Here is a 15,613-nt window from a genome sequence, read left to right as displayed (position 1 = left end):
TCGCGGATTCCGCAACCTCGAGAACTACCGGCTACGAATGCTCCTCATCACTGGCGGCCTGGACGCATCAACCCACACTCAACTCTGAAGAGCCAGTAATGGTGAGTTGGCGACGGTTAGCCGTAGCCGCCGCGGCGACGACCGCGGTGGTCCTAGCAGGATGCAGTTCGGTGGGGGATCCAGGATCGGGCGGCGATAAAACAGGTGAGACGACCGGTGGTGGGCAGACTGAGGCATTCACCATTGGTATCTCTAATGGCTTCGTGGGATCCGAGTACCGCACTCAGATGATCGCGGACATCGAGGAAGCAGCGAAACCCTACATCGATAGTGGGGTAATCAAGCCCCTCGTAATCGAAAACGCGGACACTGACGTGAACGGTCAGATCCAGCAGGTTCGTAACCTCATCAATGCTGGCGTCAATGCCATCATCATCGACCCCAACTCGGGTACCGCTCTCGATGGTGTCTTCAAGGAAGCTGCCGACCAGGGGATCAAGGTCTTCGCGATTGATCAGGCCGTCGACACCGAAAGCGTGATCAACGTCGGTATCGATCAGGGGGAGTGGGCCGCGACGTCGGCCCGTTGGCTCGCTGAAGAGCTCGGCGAAGGCAAGAACATCGTCGTCGTCAACGGTATTTCCGGCCATCCCGCGAACGAAGCGCGGTGGGGAGCGGCCAAGAAGGTGTTTGAGGAAAAGGGCATCAATGTCCTGACTGTGGCTGATGGCAACTGGGACCAGGCAACTGGTCAGAACCAGATGTCTACCCTGCTGTCGACATACCCCAACATCGATGGTGTCTGGACTCAGGACGGAATGGCGCAGGGAATCCTGCAGGCGATCATCGCTGCGGGAAAGCAGAACGACATCACCGTTTCGGGTGAAGCCCGAGGCGGCTTCATGCGCTTGTGGAGCGAGCAGGGCGACGGCTTCAAATCGATCGGTGTCGTCAACCCGCCTCTCACGACGCCCAATTCAGGAAAACCTCTCAATTGTGTCCCTCGGAAAGCGCACAAAACTCGGAGTTCTATCGGGTCAGCGCGAGAAACGCGCCGGGAGCAGGGCTGTTGAGCAACTGCAAATCAAGATCGGCGAACTCTCGGACCCGGTGTCCTCGCTGTCAGGCGGTAACGCTCAAAAAGTCATCATCGCGAAATGGCTTATGAATGAGCCCAGTGTGGTTCTGCTGGATGACCCTACGAAGGGCGTTGATATCGGAGCGAAGGCTGAGATTTACCGGATCATCCGGGAACTTGCCGACAACGGAACAACGATCGTTCTGAACTCCTCAGAGGACCGAGAGCTCGTCACACTGTGTGATCGGGTGTTGGTCATGTTCGAAGGCAAGATCGTCAAGGAACTCATCGGGGACGACATCACAGAAGAGTCGCTCGTTTCCTCGGCGCTGCAGATCTCCGCCGATGTTGAGGCGAAGGAGGAGAGCAATGAGTGATCTAACTGCCTCGCGCATCGGCCGTGAACCGTTCTACAAGACCATGCTTGCCACGCGTCTGCCATCTGCGACGGCGTGGGCGTTGCTATTCGTCTGTGTGATCGTCTCGGCACTTCTGCAGAAGAACTTCTTCTCTCAGTATTCGATCTCGTCATCCTTCGCTACGTTCCTGCCACTCGTACTAGTCGCTTTCGGCCAAGCGATTGTCGTCATCGGTGGAGGGCTAGATCTGGTGCGATCGTCGCCTTGGCCGCGGCGTCCTCCATCACTGTCATGGAAAACACCGGCGGATCAGTGGTACTCGGTGTTCTTGTCGTGATCTTGGTTGGCGCCGCGTGTGGAGCGGTCAACGGACTAATTGTTTCCGTGCTGAGATTGCAGCCGCTAATCCTCACGTTCGCGACGGCATCTGTATTCTCCGGCGTAACGTTGTGGATCCTGCCGGCTCCTGGAGGTCGGGTCCCGCAGGGCCTGACCGGGATGCTCCGCCTTGCCATCGCGCAAGTCCCGGTATCAGTCCTCCTGGTGATAGGAGTTGCCGCGATCTGGCTCGTGCTTGGCCGGACTCGACTCATGCGACATATCTATGCCACGGGCTCAGATGAAGAGGCAGCATTCAATTCGCTCGTTCCAGTCACCCGAGCCCGGGCGCTTTCGTATGTCCTCGCGGGGGTTTTGCTGGACTCGCAGCTGTTGCCGTTCTCGCGAACTCCGGTTCCGGTGATCCATTTATCGGCGCCTCCATGGCCCTCGACTCAATCGCTGCCGTCGTCATCGGCGGCATCGCGCTTCGGGGAGGGATCGGGTCTCCTATCGGTGCGGTACTGGGTGCAATCGTCCTATCTTCCGTCTCGTCGATCCTCTTCTTTGCGGGCATTGGTTCCAATGAGCGCCCACTAGCGCAAGGAATCGTCGTGATTGCTGCGTTGGCGCTATCCGCTGCGACTCAAAGGAGGACAGCATGAGCATCGAGTCTGATGTCCTCACGCCGGTTCCGCTGTGGCGGCGGTTGATCAAGAACCCCATCATGATCGCGGCCGCTCTCGCGATCGTGCTTGTCATCATCGGAGAGATATTCTCACCCGGTTTTGGCTCCTACGGGCAGATCATGTCGACGCTGCGGACAGCATCATTCCTGGGATTCATCGCGGTCGGGCAAACCATCGTGATCCTCTCGGGTGGCGAAGGGATCGACCTGTCGGTCGGCAAAGTGGCAACCTTCGCCGCGATCATCGCATCGAGAACGATGCATGGCGATAACGCGCAATTCCTCCAGGGTATCGCGCTGTCCCTCGTAATAGCCGCTGGCATCGGCCTCATCAATGGTCTGGGAATTGTCGGTTTGCGAATCCCTCCCTTTGTCATGACGCTCGGCATGCTCGGCGTTGTCCACGGGCTGATCCTTGTATATACCGGCGGCTACGCAGATGGTCGGGCGGCTCCGTTGCTCGTTGAACTCGTCAACGGGCGTCTCCTCTTCGGCGTCCCGGGCGTGATCTTCCTGTGGGTCGCCATCGCAGTGCTTGTGACATTGCTGCTTCGCCGTACGAAGTTCGGATGGGATCTTTATGCGGTCGGAACGAACCGCGAAGCAGCGAAGCTCTCTGGGGTGCGAGTCAACCGGACCATCATTCTCGCTTACGTGTCTTCGGCGGTCTTTGCTGCTCTCGGTGGGATCCTCATGGTCGGCTACACCCAGACAGTATTTCTCAGCCTCGCCGATGACCTGACTCTGCCGTCCATTGCTGCGGTAATCATCGGTGGAACGCTGATCTCCGGGGGAGTGGGCACCTATCTCGGATCCGCGATCGGCGCGATCGTTCTTACTGTTTTGACGAATCTCCTGACCTCACTGCGGATGGCTGAGTCCTCCCGCACCGTGATCCAGGGCATCGTCCTCATCGTCTTGCTCGCGCTGTATGGCCGCGGGCGGAAACTCCGAAGTTGAAAGGAAGCTCAATGGCTAACCGCAAGGTGCTAGGTGTCGGAATTGTGGGGGCTGGCTTTATCGGTCACTTCCACGTTCAGGCGTGGCAAGGGGTTCGAGATGCCGACATAGTGGCGGTCTCCTCCCGGACGCTGGAAGGAGCACAGGACCTCGCTACGAAGGCTGAGGAGCTACGGGTAGGTAGTGATGTCGCGGCCTACGACGACGTGCGTGCTCTCGTTCGCGACGAACGTGTCGACGCAGTCTGGGTGCTTGTTCCCAACCATGTTCGCGTCGAGACAGTACGGGCGATCTGCGAAGAAGTGACGAATGGCGGTGCAAGCCTCGTAGGCGTCGCGATCGAAAAGCCGCTCGGACGCACTGTCGCTGAGGCGCGGGAGGTGCTGAGAATCGTCGAGGATGCTGGCCTGCTCCATGGCTATCTCGAAAACCAGGTGTACTCGCCGGGCATTACGCGAGCGCATGAACTGCTGTGGAAAAGAGGAGCGAACGTCGCCGGCAACCCGTACCTCGCCCGCTGCGCCGAAGAGCACTCAGGGCCGCACAAAGCGTGGTTCTGGGATGGCACCAAGCAGGGCGGAGGTGTTCTCAATGACATGATGTGCCACTCCGTCGAGTCGGGGCGCTACCTGCTGACTCCGCCGGGAGTAAATCCTGCCGACTGGCTCACTCCAGTCTCGGTCAGCGCATCGATTGACGTGTTGAAGTGGAGCAGACCGCGCTACGCAGAGAAGCTCATGGAGCTCTATCCCGGAGCCCCCGACTATCGAAAGCAGCCCGCAGAGGACTACGCTCGCGCCTCCTTCGAATTTCGTAATGGCGACGGGGAAACTGTCGTCGTCGAAGCGACGACCTCGTGGTCGTTTGTTGGCGCGGGCCTCCGCCTCTCCTTCGAGTTGCTTGGTCCCGAATACTCGATGGCTTCGGACACGCTTTCGACAGAGTCGAAGATCTTCCTCTCCCGTGCCCTAGAACAGATGGAGGGTGAGGACATGATCGAAAAGCAGAATGCAGAGCAAGGTCTGATGCCCATCGTTTCTGATGAGTCTGCGACATACGGCTACACGGCCGAAAATGCCGCCATCGCCTCGATGTTCCTCCGTGGCGAACAGCCGCTCGAGTCTTTGCGGAATGGCGTGGATGTCGTCGAACTGCTGATGGCTGCCTACCTGTCCGCTCAAACTGGCGAGACGGTGAAATTCCCTGTCGATCTTGAGGGCTTCACTCCGGACGTGGCCCAAGGTACTTGGAATCCGGACAGCTGACGCTGGGCGAGAAAGACCGGTGAACACTCGTTAGAGCTTTCACCGGTCTTTTTTCGGGTAAAGCCCCGCGACACGCGACATCTCATGGTTACTCGTAACTATCAGCTGGATATAGTTTCTGAGTAACCATGAAAGGTGGTCGGGATGGCGATCAAGCACGGACTACTGGCACTGCTGGCCGAGCAGCCGCTCGGAGCGTACGCCCTGCGAAAAGAATTTGAGTCCCGCACCGGGCAGGCGTGGCCGGTCAATATCGGCCAGGTTTCTGCCACGCTCACCCGACTGCAGCGCGACGGGCTCATCGAAGTCGTCGGCGGGGAAGCCGGCGCGGAAGGCCGTGGCGATATCGACCTGTACAGCGCGACGGAGGCCGGGCGGGCGTTTCTCGCCGAATGGTGGGCTGAACCGGTGGACCGGGCGCGCCTCGAGCGCGACGAGTTCACGATCAAACTCGTGCTCGCGGTATTCCATCCCGACGCGGATGCGAACGCCATTCTCGCCAACCAGCGCGTCGCGACGATGGCCGTCCTGCACGACGTGACGCGCATGCGCGGGCACGCCACGAAGGATGGGGACCACGGCTGGGAGATGGTGATGACGCGCCAGCTGTTCGACCTGGAAGCCGAACTCAAATGGCTTGACCACGTCGCCGGGAGCCTGGCGAAGATCCCGAAGCGATCCCCGCAGCGAGCCACCGTGAAGAAGAATGTGGAGCAGATGTCATGACCGCGCTACTCGAGATGCGCGGCGTGACGAGGATCCACGCCGCCGGCACCCCGCGCGAAGTCGTCGCGCTCAAGGACATCGACCTCACGATCGAAGCGTGTGAACTTGTTGCCGTCATGGGGCCGTCCGGTTCGGGAAAGTCCACACTGCTGAACTGCGCGGGCGCGCTCGATACGCCCACGTCGGGTACAATCACGCTGGCAGGCACGTGCATCTCCGGACTCAACGCAGAAAGGCGCGCGGCCGTGCGTCGCCGGGACGTCGGCTTCGTCTTCCAAAACTTCAATCTCATCCCCGTCCTTACCGCGGCGGAAAACGTCGCCACCCCGCTCGAGCTCGACGGAATGCGTCCGCGACGGGCACGCCGGCTGGCACTCGAATCGCTCGCCGGGGTCGGCATCGAAGGCCTCGCCGATCGCTACCCGCACGACATGTCCGGCGGCCAGGCGCAGCGCGTAGCGATCGCTCGGGCACTCGTCGGCCGACGCCAGCTGCTGCTGGCCGATGAACCCACCGGAGCGCTCGACTCAAACACGGGCGAGGCTGTCATGGAATTGTTGCGAACCAAGATTGATGCGGGTGCCGGCGGCCTCCTCGTCACGCACGAACCCCGGTTCGCTGCCTGGGCGGACCGCACCGTCTTCCTCGCGGATGGACAGATCGCTTCGGCGACGAAGGACGATCGCCTCGACGCGCTCGCGGGCACGCCATGAGCCTCGGATCCCGTACCGCCACGCGCCGACTCGCGTGGCGAGATATGCGCACGGCCCCCGCGCGGACACTCATCACGATCCTGTCGGTCACCGTGGCAACCGCCGCCATCGGCGTGCTGACACTAATCACCCTCGCCTCCAACAATCCCACCACCCGGGCCAACGTTCCCAAAGGAGCCGCAGCGACGATGTTCTACTCCGGCTACCCGCTGCAGCAGAGTCCTGATGGCCAATCCAGCCAGGGGAGAGGGAACGAAGCTGTCGCGCCCCTATCGGTGGGCCTCGCCAAGGTCTCAGAGAGATTCGACGTCGCCCTCAGTTACACGGTGCCGGCGACGGTCGTTCCCGACGGGACCGACCCGCAGTCGGAGAAGGAGCGGCGCGCGCAGGCCAGCATTGAGGTCAACGACTGGCAGCGTGTCGGAACACTCAAACCGGCCGTCGGGCGCGAACCGCGCGCCCCGGGCGAAGCCGTGCTCACACAAGCCGTTCTCGACCGCTTGTGTATCGGCATTGGCGATCGCGTGGTCATCATTCCGCTGCTCTCGGAGCGAGGCGGGCCTGATATCCCCGTGGACGCGCTAAAGCCGGTCCCGCTCTAGGTCGTGGGTGCAACTACCTCGGCAAGCGCAGCCGCTCTGGGGACGTTCCCGACGATCGAGTCAGGGGCGCTGGCGCCAGCAATCGAAGTCATCGCGACCCTGTACGGCAATGAGTCGGTAGCGTGGCCCCAGGTGCAGGGGCTAAACGCGCTCGGGTGGCGGGTGTACAGTGCCGCCGTGCTGGCCGATCCGCCCCCGAAGAGCGAAGATCCATTCTCCCAGGGCCAGCGAGTTGGCGAGACCGGTACCGTTGCGCTTTTGTGGGTGGTCGGGTTCCTCGTCCTGACCCTCGTCTTTTTGCTCATCGTCGCTCCCGCGTTCGTGGTCGCCACCCGGAGAAACGCCCGAACTATTGCGCTGCTCAGCGCCTTGGGCGCGCGGCGGAGGGATATTCGGAGGACGGTGACCGCCAGTGGCGTGCTCATCGGCCTGGTCAGTGGCGTCCTCGGTTTCGGGCTTGCGCTTCTCGTGTGCACGCTGCTTCCGATCAATCAACCTCTCATGGTCGTCCTCAGAGAACCGCGAACATGGATCGTGGCGCTCGCGCTCATCGGTTTCGCGACCGCGCTCGGCTGGATCACGACGCTCTGGCCCGGACGGATGGCATCCCGACTCGACACGATCTCCATGCTCGCCGGGCGTCTCGAGCGGCGCACGAAACCGGTCCGGCTGCGGTGGTGGCATCCCGTCCTCATCGTCGGAGGCGCAAGGATGAGGTCAGACGACCATAATCGACGACGGCAGCGTCGTCCGTGTGCTTGGACTCGAGGCGGAGCAGGGGTCGACCGCTCTGCAGGATGCGCTGGCCGCGGGCGGCGGCGTCGAGGATCCTCTCGACATGCACGACGGCACAGCTGAAATCGTGTCCGGCGATTCGGAAAACCCGGATGCCGAGGAAGCGGTCCGCGTGCCAGCGGCGCGCGTCGACCCGTATCGACTCGAAGCCCTTGGTCTCCCCATGATCTCCGAGCGTGTCACGAAGGCTTTCGGGTTCACTTCGCACGTGAACGGCTATGTCGTGACGCCGCAGCATCCGATTACGCCGGCCGATAGGACCGTGATTGATGCCAAACTGAGGGCTGTCTCGTCCACCCTGCACGGCGCTTATGCGGTCCCCACGGAATTCGATGCACGGCTACCGCTGTACCTCGTTCTTGGCGGGATCATCCTCGTCGCCGGGGTCACGATCTTGAGCGTGGCGCTATCCGCAGCGGAAATGGGCCAGGACTTCTCGGTCCTCCGCTCGCTCGGGATTACGCGGCGCGGCCTCATCCGTATCGGCGGCCTGCGGGCCGGGATTCAAGCCTTCGTCGGTGTGATCCTCGGTCTCATTGCGGGAGTAGGAGGCTACGCGCTGTACTTCCTCTTCTCCCGCTACGGCATCCCGTTCGATAGTTTCGTGGGGCAGAACCTGTTCGAGCACCCCTTCACGCCTGACTATGTCTCGTGGGCGCACCGCGTCATCGTCCCCTTCGGGCACCTTGCCTTACTCGCGTTGGGCGTTATTCCGTGCGCGGTGATCGTGGGAATGATCCTCGCCCCGCGTAGTGCGCAGCGGCCCACCGCTACAGATTAGGCAGGGTCGGGTTCCTGGTCGATCGCCGCGAGGACGGCGCTCGTGACGTCGTCGAGCTTGTCGAGTCCGTCCGTACCGAGGATGTCGATGAAGACTCGGCGAACTAGGTCGACGTGATCGGGCGCGGCCTGCTCGAGGATCTCGTGGCCCTTATCGGTGAGCGAGACGAGGACGCCGCGGCCGTCGTGCGGGCAGGCGTCGCGGCGAATGAGTCCCCGCTTTTCCATGCGGGCGAGGTGGTGCGACAGGCGCGAGCGTTCCCAGACAACCGCATCGGCGAGGTCGGAGGTGCGGATGCATCCCGTCTCGGCCTCGGACACGTTGACGAGGACCTGGAAGTCCTGAATCGAGATTCCATGGAGAGCCTGAAGTTGGCGGCCCTGAATTGCACTCAATCGTGACGTCATTGCCAGATACGCGCGCCAGGATCGCTGCTCTGCTGGCGTCAGCCAGTGCGGTGATTCTGGTTCAGGCATAACCGAAGCGTAGCGCCGATATAGGTAAATGTCGCCAAAAAGTTTGCAGGCCCACATCCGAGAGTGCTCACAATCGGCGTGATAAGCAACACCCCAAACAGGGAATATCGGACGCGCCAAGCAGGTTGAGCCTAGTAGACTCAAGTTTCGCCGTCTCGACTTGACAACCGTGACTCGACTGGAAAACTTGAGTGCAGACCACTCAACTACAAGGTCGACGTGCCGGTCCGGAACCCTCGGGCCGGACCCGGCCGCGACAAAAGGAGCACAACTTATGGCACGTGCAGTAGGCATCGACCTCGGCACCACGAACTCGGCCATCGCCGTCCTCGAAGGCGGCGAGCCCACCATCATCGCGAACGCGGAAGGCGCTCGCACCACCCCGTCGGTCGTCGCATTCTCCAAGTCTGGCGACGTCCTCGTCGGTGAAATCGCGAAGCGACAGGCGGTCACCAACGTTGATCGCACCATCTCCTCGGTCAAGCGCCACATGGGTACCGACTGGTCGGTCGACGTTGATGATAAGAGCTACACCGCTCCGGAAATCTCCGCCCGTATCCTCGGCAAGCTCAAGCATGACGCCGAGGAATACCTCGGCGAGCCGGTGACCGACGCCGTCATTACCGTCCCCGCCTACTTCAACGACGCCGAGCGTCAGGCGACCAAGGATGCCGGCCAGATCGCGGGCCTGAACGTCCTGCGAATCGTCAACGAGCCGACCGCGGCCGCGCTCGCCTACGGCCTCGAAAAGGGCAAGGAAGACGAACTCATTTTGGTCTTCGACCTCGGTGGCGGCACCTTCGACGTCTCCCTGCTGGAAATCGGCAAGGACGACGACGACTTCTCCACCATCCAGGTCCGCGCGACCAATGGCGATAACCGCCTCGGTGGCGATGACTGGGATCAGCGCATCGTCAACTGGCTCGTCGAGCAGGTCAAGACCAAGGAAGGCGTCGATCTGTCCAAGGACAAGATCGCGCTGCAGCGTCTGAAGGACTCCGCCGAGCAGGCGAAGAAGGAACTGTCGACCGCGACCAGTACCGAGATCTCGCTGCACTACCTGTCGATGGGTGAAGGCGGCCCGATCCACCTAGAAGAAAAGCTCACCCGCGCGCACTTCGAAGAGATGACCAAGGATCTGCTCGAGCGCACGAAGGAGCCCTTCAAGAACGTCATCAACGACGCGGGCATCCAGGTCTCCGAGATCGACCACGTCGTTCTCGTCGGTGGCTCGACGCGAATGCCGGCCGTGACCGAGGTCGTCAAGGAACTGACCGGTGGCAAGGAGCCTAACAAGGGCGTGAACCCGGATGAGGTCGTCGCCGTCGGCGCCGCCCTGCAGGCCGGTGTCATCAAGGGTGACCGCAAGGACGTCCTGCTCATCGACGTGACCCCGCTGTCGCTCGGTATCGAGACCAAGGGTGGCGTCATGACCCGCCTGATCGAACGCAACACCGCGATCCCGACCAAGCGCTCAGAGGTCTTCTCGACCGCGGAAGACAACCAGCCCTCCGTGCTGATCCAGGTCTACCAGGGTGAGCGCGAGTTCGCCCGCGACAACAAGCCGCTCGGCACCTTCGACCTGACCGGTATCGCCCCGGCTCCCCGTGGCATCCCGCAGATCGAGGTCACCTTCGACATCGACGCCAACGGCATCGTGCACGTGTCCGCCAAGGACCGCGGCACCGGCAAGGAGCAGTCGATGACGATCACCGGTGGCTCGGGCATCTCCAAGGATGAAATCGACCGCATGGTGAAGGAAGCCGAATCGCACGCCGCCGAAGACAAGAAGCGTCGCGAAGAGGCCGATACCCGCAACTCCGCCGAGCAGCAGGTCTACGGCACCGAGAAGCTCCTGAAAGAAAACGAGGACAAGATCCCCGCCGACATCGCGAGTGCGGTGCAGGCCAAGGTCGACGACCTCAAGAAGGCCCTCGAAGGCAGCGACATCTCCGCGATCCAGACCGCGCAGAACGCCCTGACCGAGGAAGCCCAGAAGATCGGCCAGGCCCTCTACCAGCAGGGCACTGCCGAGCAGGCCGCCGCAGGCGAGCAGCCGCAGGCTGACAAGCCGGCCGAGGACGATGTCGTTGACGCAGAGATCGTTGACGATGAGGAAGAGAAGAAGTAAGTGTCGGAATTCGAGAACAACGACGAGAAACCCATCGTGCGCGATCGTCGTCGGATCGACCCCGAAACTGGCAAGGTGCGCCGGGACCCGGCTGCGGCCGGGCCTGGCCCCGGCCAGGGGAGCGAGCCGGCGCCCGAGGGCGTCGACGAGACGCACGCCGCCGAAGCAACCGAGTTCGGCACCGAAGACGCCGGTGCCGAGCAGGGCGAGGCAGCCGAGGGCGATTTCGGTCCCGCTTTCACCGACGAGAATCCGCAAGCCGCTGAGGCCGACGCGAACCTCGCCGACCTGAAGGCCGAGAACGCCAAGCTCTCCGACGACCTCGCCCGCGCCCGCGCCGCGCATTACAACACGGAGCAGGAGTACGCGAATTTCGTGCGCCGCTCCCGCGAGGCCGCATCGCTCGCGAAGGAAGACGGGGTCGCCCGTGTCGTCGAGTCCCTCTTCGGAGTCCTCGACGATATCGCCTTGGCGCGGCAGCACGACGACCTCACCGGCACCTTCGCTTCGGTCGCGACGAAGCTGGAAAACGTGCTCGAGCAGCACTTTTCCGTCGCACGCTTTGGCGAAGCCGGCGAGGAGTTCGATCCCGAGATCCACGAGGCCCTCATGGCCACGCCGTCGAGCGACGTCACCGTCGCGACGATCAGCCAGGTCATGCAGCCCGGCTATCGGATCGGCGATCGGATCCTGCGCGCCGCCCGAGTCGCGGTGGCGAACCCTGAATAAGACAGATACCGAAGTGGAGGTGAGGCGTCATGGCCAGCCAGGACTGGTTTGAAAAAGATTTCTACAAGGTGCTCGGCGTGCCCAAGGACGCCGATGCCGCCGCCATCAAGAAGTCCTACCGCAAGCTCGCTCGGCAGTATCACCCGGACCAAAACCCGGGCGATAGCGCGGCCGAGGCGAAGTTTAAGGAGGTCGGTGAGGCCTACGGGGTGCTCTCCGATCCCGCCCAGCGCAAGGAATACGATGCCATCCGCGCCATGGCCGGCGGCGGGCCCCGGTTTGCCCGGGGCTCTGGCGGCCCGGCCGGCCAGGGCGGTGGCTTCGAAGACCTGTTCTCCGGCATGTTCGGAGGCGGTCGCGGTGGCAACGTCCGCTTCGAAACCAGCGGGGACGGCGCCCCGGACCTCGAGGACCTCCTCAAGATGTTTGGCGGCGGTGGCCGCTCCCGTGGCGGCGGCTTCGGCGGGTTCGGAGGCTTTGCCTCCCAGCCCCAGCAGGGCGCCGACCTGCACGCGGCGACGACTATCAGCTTCCGCCAGGCCGCGACCGGAGAGCAGGTCACGCTTAGCGTCGATGGTCGCTCTATTAACGTCCGCATTCCCGCGGGCGTGAAGAACGGCCAGAAAATCAAGCTGAAGGGCAAGGGGCACCCAGGATCGAACGGCGGACCGGCCGGCGACATGGTCATCTCGGTGACCGTGACGCCTCACCCGCTGTTTGCGATGGAGAGCAATAACCTGCGGATGAACCTGCCGGTGACGTTCGCGGAAGCCGCACTCGGCGCTACCGTGGAGGTTCCGACGCTCGACGGGCAGACCGTGCGCGTCAAGGTTCCCGCAGGGACCCCGTCGGGCCGCGTCCTGCGCGTCAAGGGGCACGGCATCACGACCAAGAAGGGGACGGGCGACCTGCTCCTGCAGGTCGAGATCCAGGTGCCGCGTCACCTGTCCGACGACGCCCGCGAGGCGATCGCCGCGTTCGAGTCGGCGACGAACGACGATCCGCGCGCGAACCTGGCTGACCGCGCACGGGCCTAAAGGGGGATGATCATGGCACGAGTCGACGAACCGAGCTTTGTCATCTCCGTTGCCGCGGAACTCGCCGGCATGCATCCGCAGACGCTGCGGCAGTATGACCGGCTGGGACTTGTCACCCCCTCCCGCACGCGCGGGCGGGGGCGGCGCTACTCTCACGAGGACATTGACGCGCTGCGCGAGATCCAGCGCCTGAGCAAGGACGAAGGCATCAACCTCGCGGGCATCCGCGAGATCATCCGGCTGCGCGACGAGCTCCGCGCTGCCGAGCGTGAGCTGCGGCGTGCCGCGCGGGAAAATTCGCGGCTGCGCGATGAAGCCGACGCCCGTCGTTCCCACCGCGTCTTTACCGCGGGGCCGACGGGGGATGTCGTCCTTGTCCCGCTCGGCATGCGGCTATCGGGCCGCGGCACGAAGCGGGATGAGGGTGCGTTTCGAGCGAAGCCGAAGCGGGTGCTTGCGCTGCCGCCCGCGCGAACGACGACGCTGCTGCCTTAGGCGGCGCAGGTTTCGTCGGTGCAGTCGCGGTTACGGACGCGCAGATAGAGCGCCAGCGCGAGCGCGGCGAGGGAGACTCCAGCGAGATATGGCTGGAGCGGAGCCCAAAATCCCATGGCGCCCGAGGCGCCAATGAGCAGCAACACGATTTTGTTGCATACCGGGCACGCGACGGCAAAGAGTGCGAGCGTCAGCCCGCCCGCGAGCCGGCCGTCGTCCTTTGGGCGGCGCGGCGCCTGTACGGCAAACCACGCAAAGGTGAGCGCCACCGTCGCGGCGAGGACCGGGTATTCCCACGGGCGTACCGGGACCTCGCGGCTAAAAATCGGGTTCGGGATAATGTCCGTCGGCAACCCGATCAGTAGCAGGGTGCCAAGCGCAATGGCGCCCGCTTTAAGCAGCCGAGCCGTCCGCTCCTTGTTGGGAGCGGACGGCTCAGCAGTACCTACCTCGCGAGTGGCGAGTGGAGTATCAGTGTTCGTGCGGATCGTTCTCAGCGTCTTCCTGGGTCTTGTGCACGGTCCCCGGCTCGTGGTCCGCGGGTCCGTAGATTGCGTACAGCTTCATCGGCTCATCGCCGATGTTGGTGACATTGTGCCAGGTTCCGGCCGGAACGAAAATCGCCCAGTCATCTTCGACCTCCTCATCAAAGGGAAGGTCATCTTCGGCGGGTCCCATCTGGCAGCGACCCTTGCCCTGCTCCAGGCGCAGGAACTGGTCATTTTCCTCGTGGACCTCAAGGCCGATATCGCCCCCGACAGGGATCGTCATAAGCGTGGCCTGCAGGTGTTCGCCGGTCCAAATCGTCTTACGGAAGTTCTCGTTGTCGAGGGTGTCTTTCTCAATGTCGACGACGTACGGCTTCTTGCCATGGTCGACGCTCGGATCAATGAAATCAGTCATGATGCGGCTCGCTTCCTTGCTCGGGGCTTTCCCCTTCGAGCCTAGGAAGCTCGCACCGGTTCGGCAACCCCGTGAGTATCGGCGGTTCGCGCCTTAATTGCGCGGAAGAGGCACAAGAAGAACAGGATGAAGGCAACCGTCATGAGGATGTGGCCGGTACCGGAAATCCCGGCGAGCGCCTTCGAGTGCTCCAGGCCCTGAAGCTGGCGGTAGCCGATGATACCCATCATTGATGACGTGATGATGACACCCGCCTGGTAAACCCAGAAAAACGGGGTGAAGAACTTCTGCTCTGAGAGGCGGAAGACCGCTTCGATGATCATGAACAGCAGCATCATCGCGGTCCCAAGGACGAGCAGGTGGGTGTGCATGACGGCGAGCTGGGTGAAGCCGTCGAAGTCCGCGTGGCGCGTCATTTCGCGGTAGCCCAGGCCGGCGAGGAGGCCAGCGGCGGTGTAACCGGCGGCCCAGTAAGCGAAGGAAAGAGTTTTTGTTGACATCATGTCTATATCTTATAGACGAGGTGTCGATAAATTCTAGGTCGCCGCACTGTGTTCCGTGTCTCGTGCAGGGGAGCGAAGAACGTAGACTAAACCCAACCGTGTGCGAAATGAAGGAGTACTCATGACCGCAGGTGCACCTCCGGTGCCGTCCCGGACCGGGCCCGTTCTTTCCATTGTCCTTGGCGCGTTGATGCTGCTCGGTGGTTTCCTTGGCGGCGTCATCTACGCCACCGTCTCGACGATCAACAACATCGATGTCTCGAAGATGCAGTCAGTCAACGACGGCAGTGCCGTGAACCTCAACGCCGGTGACCGGCTGCTCGTGCTGACCGGGTCAGGGGATGCTCCCAACTGCACGCTGACCTCTGCCTCCGGAGAAGCGGCTCGCTCGCAGCAGCACGAGATAACGATTCACGAGATCCCGTCCGCGGGCGAGTACACGGTCAACTGCGGCACGGGCGGCGAGGTCTTCCTCGCGCCGTCTTCGATGTTCGAAGACATCCTCAAGAACCCGGGCAGCTTTGCCGCTCCGGTGTTCGTCGGCATGCTGATCTCGTTCCTCGGTCTGATCCTGCTCATCGTCGGCATCGTGTGGCTCGTGCGCACCAACAAGCGCCGCCGCGCCGCGATCGGACAGATGCAAAGCCAGTACGGCAACTACGGCGGCCAGCCCTACGGCCAGCAGTCGAACTACGGCGGCCAGCCCTACGGCCAGCAGTCGAACTACGGCGGCCAGCCTGGCTACGGCCAGCAGCCGGGATACGGTCAGCAGCAGCCCCCGCAGAGCGCGGGCTCGAGCAGCGACCCGTTCGCGACGCCGACCGATCAGCCGCGCTACGGCGAAAACCCACAGCAGCCGCGCTACGGGGAGGACCCGGAGCCGCCGCGCTACGGCGAGGACCCGGAGCCGCCGCGCTACGGCGAGCGGATCGATCCCGATAACCGCTAACGCGCCCTAGGATGTATGAGGTCATGACGTTGTCTACACGTTCGTGGACTCGGCTGGCCGGTGGCTGATCTGCACAGGCGGTATGAGGCCGATGATAGTTGTAGT

The 15,613-nt window shown here is 62.8% G+C and carries 20 protein-coding genes; 16 read left to right on the top strand and 4 right to left on the bottom strand.

The features are described from left to right. From BSZ39_RS09810 to BSZ39_RS09765, 11 genes are all read left to right on the top strand, one after another. On the top strand, nucleotides 1–1,073 hold a 1,073-nt coding region (locus BSZ39_RS09810), incomplete at its 5' end, for a substrate-binding domain-containing protein (RefSeq protein ID WP_143180491.1). After that, a complete protein-coding gene (locus tag BSZ39_RS09805) occupies nucleotides 997–1,455 on the top strand; it encodes an ATP-binding cassette domain-containing protein (RefSeq protein ID WP_073717155.1) in 459 nt (152 codons plus the stop codon). The genes BSZ39_RS09810 and BSZ39_RS09805, both read left to right, overlap by 77 nt. Further along, nucleotides 1,448–1,774, top strand: coding sequence for a hypothetical protein (locus BSZ39_RS13590; protein ID WP_143180490.1), 327 nt, complete (start codon nucleotides 1,448–1,450; stop codon nucleotides 1,772–1,774). The genes BSZ39_RS09805 and BSZ39_RS13590 overlap by 8 nt, the downstream gene beginning before the upstream one ends. After that, the gene (locus BSZ39_RS15090; RefSeq protein WP_143180489.1) at nucleotides 1,729–2,355 is read left to right on the top strand and encodes an ABC transporter permease; all 627 of its coding nucleotides are present in this window, start codon (nucleotides 1,729–1,731) and stop codon (nucleotides 2,353–2,355) included. The genes BSZ39_RS13590 and BSZ39_RS15090 overlap by 46 nt, the downstream gene beginning before the upstream one ends. A 61-nt stretch (nucleotides 2,356–2,416) precedes the next feature. Continuing rightward, nucleotides 2,417–3,403: an ABC transporter permease gene (locus BSZ39_RS09795; RefSeq protein ID WP_073717154.1), complete on the top strand. Its 987-nt coding sequence runs from the start codon at nucleotides 2,417–2,419 to the stop codon at nucleotides 3,401–3,403. Nucleotides 3,404–3,414: 11 nt separating this feature from the next. Next, nucleotides 3,415–4,668 carry a Gfo/Idh/MocA family protein gene (locus tag BSZ39_RS09790; protein ID WP_073717153.1) on the top strand — a complete coding sequence of 418 codons (1,254 nt, stop codon included), beginning with the start codon at nucleotides 3,415–3,417 and terminating at the stop codon, nucleotides 4,666–4,668. 144 nt (nucleotides 4,669–4,812) lie between these two features. After that, nucleotides 4,813–5,394: a helix-turn-helix transcriptional regulator gene (locus tag BSZ39_RS09785; protein WP_073717152.1), complete on the top strand. Its 582-nt coding sequence runs from the start codon at nucleotides 4,813–4,815 to the stop codon at nucleotides 5,392–5,394. Beyond that, on the top strand, nucleotides 5,391–6,107 hold the full coding sequence (locus BSZ39_RS09780; protein WP_073717151.1) for an ABC transporter ATP-binding protein: 717 nt from the start codon (nucleotides 5,391–5,393) through the stop codon (nucleotides 6,105–6,107). Before BSZ39_RS09785 ends, BSZ39_RS09780 begins: the two co-directional genes overlap by 4 nt. Then, entirely contained in the window at nucleotides 6,104–6,709 is a 606-nt protein-coding gene (locus BSZ39_RS09775; RefSeq protein WP_073717150.1) for a hypothetical protein, read from the top strand. The genes BSZ39_RS09780 and BSZ39_RS09775 overlap by 4 nt, the downstream gene beginning before the upstream one ends. A 3-nt stretch (nucleotides 6,710–6,712) precedes the next feature. Further along, on the top strand, nucleotides 6,713–7,567 hold the full coding sequence (locus BSZ39_RS15085) for an ABC transporter permease (protein WP_073717149.1): 855 nt from the start codon (nucleotides 6,713–6,715) through the stop codon (nucleotides 7,565–7,567). Beyond that, the gene (locus BSZ39_RS09765) at nucleotides 7,464–8,285 is read left to right on the top strand and encodes an FtsX-like permease family protein (protein WP_143180488.1); all 822 of its coding nucleotides are present in this window, start codon (nucleotides 7,464–7,466) and stop codon (nucleotides 8,283–8,285) included. The genes BSZ39_RS15085 and BSZ39_RS09765 overlap by 104 nt, the downstream gene beginning before the upstream one ends. On the opposite strand, the gene BSZ39_RS09760 is transcribed toward BSZ39_RS09765, so the two are convergent. After that, nucleotides 8,282–8,761, bottom strand: coding sequence for a MarR family winged helix-turn-helix transcriptional regulator (locus BSZ39_RS09760; protein WP_073717147.1), 480 nt, complete (start codon nucleotides 8,759–8,761; stop codon nucleotides 8,282–8,284). The two genes, BSZ39_RS09765 and BSZ39_RS09760, sit on opposite strands and share 4 nt — an antisense overlap. 274 nt (nucleotides 8,762–9,035) lie before the next feature. Here BSZ39_RS09760 and dnaK point away from each other — a divergent pair, with 274 nt between their 5' ends. Genes dnaK through BSZ39_RS09740 form a run of 4 tightly spaced genes read left to right on the top strand, consistent with a single transcriptional unit; the run spans nucleotide 9,036 to nucleotide 13,153 of the window. Further along, the gene (dnaK, locus tag BSZ39_RS09755; protein WP_073717146.1) at nucleotides 9,036–10,892 is read left to right on the top strand and encodes a molecular chaperone DnaK; all 1,857 of its coding nucleotides are present in this window, start codon (nucleotides 9,036–9,038) and stop codon (nucleotides 10,890–10,892) included. After that, nucleotides 10,893–11,621 (top strand): nucleotide exchange factor GrpE, encoded by a 729-nt coding sequence (locus BSZ39_RS09750; protein WP_169829089.1) that lies wholly within the window; start codon nucleotides 10,893–10,895, stop codon nucleotides 11,619–11,621. It abuts the gene before it with no gap. Nucleotides 11,622–11,650: 29 nt separating this feature from the next. Next, the gene (locus tag BSZ39_RS09745; protein ID WP_073717145.1) at nucleotides 11,651–12,658 is read left to right on the top strand and encodes a DnaJ C-terminal domain-containing protein; all 1,008 of its coding nucleotides are present in this window, start codon (nucleotides 11,651–11,653) and stop codon (nucleotides 12,656–12,658) included. A gap of 12 nt (nucleotides 12,659–12,670) precedes the next feature. After that, nucleotides 12,671–13,153 carry a heat shock protein transcriptional repressor HspR gene (locus BSZ39_RS09740; RefSeq protein ID WP_073717144.1) on the top strand — a complete coding sequence of 161 codons (483 nt, stop codon included), beginning with the start codon at nucleotides 12,671–12,673 and terminating at the stop codon, nucleotides 13,151–13,153. On the opposite strand, the gene BSZ39_RS09735 is transcribed toward BSZ39_RS09740, so the two are convergent. The 3 genes from BSZ39_RS09735 to BSZ39_RS09725 form a co-directional block, all read right to left on the bottom strand. Next, complete coding sequence (locus tag BSZ39_RS09735; RefSeq protein ID WP_222842929.1) at nucleotides 13,150–13,506, bottom strand: hypothetical protein; 357 nt, start codon at nucleotides 13,504–13,506, stop codon at nucleotides 13,150–13,152. The genes BSZ39_RS09740 and BSZ39_RS09735 overlap by 4 nt on opposite strands. Nucleotides 13,507–13,624: 118 nt before the next feature. Then, the gene (locus tag BSZ39_RS09730) at nucleotides 13,625–14,056 is read right to left on the bottom strand and encodes a cupin domain-containing protein (protein WP_073717142.1); all 432 of its coding nucleotides are present in this window, start codon (nucleotides 14,054–14,056) and stop codon (nucleotides 13,625–13,627) included. A 41-nt stretch (nucleotides 14,057–14,097) separates the two neighbouring features. Continuing rightward, nucleotides 14,098–14,559 (bottom strand): DUF2871 domain-containing protein, encoded by a 462-nt coding sequence (locus BSZ39_RS09725; RefSeq protein ID WP_073717141.1) that lies wholly within the window; start codon nucleotides 14,557–14,559, stop codon nucleotides 14,098–14,100. Between the two features lie 121 nt (nucleotides 14,560–14,680). Here BSZ39_RS09725 and BSZ39_RS09720 point away from each other — a divergent pair, with 121 nt between their 5' ends. Then, on the top strand, nucleotides 14,681–15,508 hold the full coding sequence (locus BSZ39_RS09720) for a hypothetical protein (protein WP_143180487.1): 828 nt from the start codon (nucleotides 14,681–14,683) through the stop codon (nucleotides 15,506–15,508). Nucleotides 15,509–15,613: the final 105 nt, after the last annotated feature.

Origin of the sequence: Bowdeniella nasicola (genome assembly GCF_001907295.1) — a bacterium.
In the GTDB taxonomy this organism is placed as follows: domain Bacteria; phylum Actinomycetota; class Actinomycetes; order Actinomycetales; family Actinomycetaceae; genus Bowdeniella; species Bowdeniella nasicola.
The sequence above is the reverse complement of the archived record's forward strand: the minus strand, read 5'-3'. Positions and strand labels throughout refer to the sequence as shown.

Excerpts from the sequence above, each read along its gene's own strand:
- BSZ39_RS13590 (WP_143180490.1), top strand. The coding sequence starts at position 1,448 with ATGAGTGATCTAACTGCCTCGCGCATCGGCCGTGAACCGTTCTACAAG.
- BSZ39_RS09780 (WP_073717151.1), top strand. The coding sequence starts at position 5,391 with ATGACCGCGCTACTCGAGATGCGCGGCGTGACGAGGATCCACGCCGCC.
- dnaK (WP_073717146.1), top strand. The coding sequence starts at position 9,036 with ATGGCACGTGCAGTAGGCATCGACCTCGGCACCACGAACTCGGCCATC.
- BSZ39_RS09730 (WP_073717142.1), bottom strand. The coding sequence starts at position 14,056 with ATGACTGATTTCATTGATCCGAGCGTCGACCATGGCAAGAAGCCGTAC.
- BSZ39_RS09760 (WP_073717147.1), bottom strand. The coding sequence starts at position 8,761 with ATGCCTGAACCAGAATCACCGCACTGGCTGACGCCAGCAGAGCAGCGA.
- BSZ39_RS09740 (WP_073717144.1), top strand. The coding sequence starts at position 12,671 with ATGGCACGAGTCGACGAACCGAGCTTTGTCATCTCCGTTGCCGCGGAA.
- BSZ39_RS09725 (WP_073717141.1), bottom strand. The coding sequence starts at position 14,559 with ATGATGTCAACAAAAACTCTTTCCTTCGCTTACTGGGCCGCCGGTTAC.
- BSZ39_RS15090 (WP_143180489.1), top strand. The coding sequence starts at position 1,729 with ATGGAAAACACCGGCGGATCAGTGGTACTCGGTGTTCTTGTCGTGATC.
- BSZ39_RS09785 (WP_073717152.1), top strand. The coding sequence starts at position 4,813 with ATGGCGATCAAGCACGGACTACTGGCACTGCTGGCCGAGCAGCCGCTC.
- BSZ39_RS09775 (WP_073717150.1), top strand. The coding sequence starts at position 6,104 with ATGAGCCTCGGATCCCGTACCGCCACGCGCCGACTCGCGTGGCGAGAT.
- BSZ39_RS09720 (WP_143180487.1), top strand. The coding sequence starts at position 14,681 with ATGACCGCAGGTGCACCTCCGGTGCCGTCCCGGACCGGGCCCGTTCTT.
- BSZ39_RS09795 (WP_073717154.1), top strand. The coding sequence starts at position 2,417 with ATGAGCATCGAGTCTGATGTCCTCACGCCGGTTCCGCTGTGGCGGCGG.
- BSZ39_RS09790 (WP_073717153.1), top strand. The coding sequence starts at position 3,415 with ATGGCTAACCGCAAGGTGCTAGGTGTCGGAATTGTGGGGGCTGGCTTT.
- BSZ39_RS09745 (WP_073717145.1), top strand. The coding sequence starts at position 11,651 with ATGGCCAGCCAGGACTGGTTTGAAAAAGATTTCTACAAGGTGCTCGGC.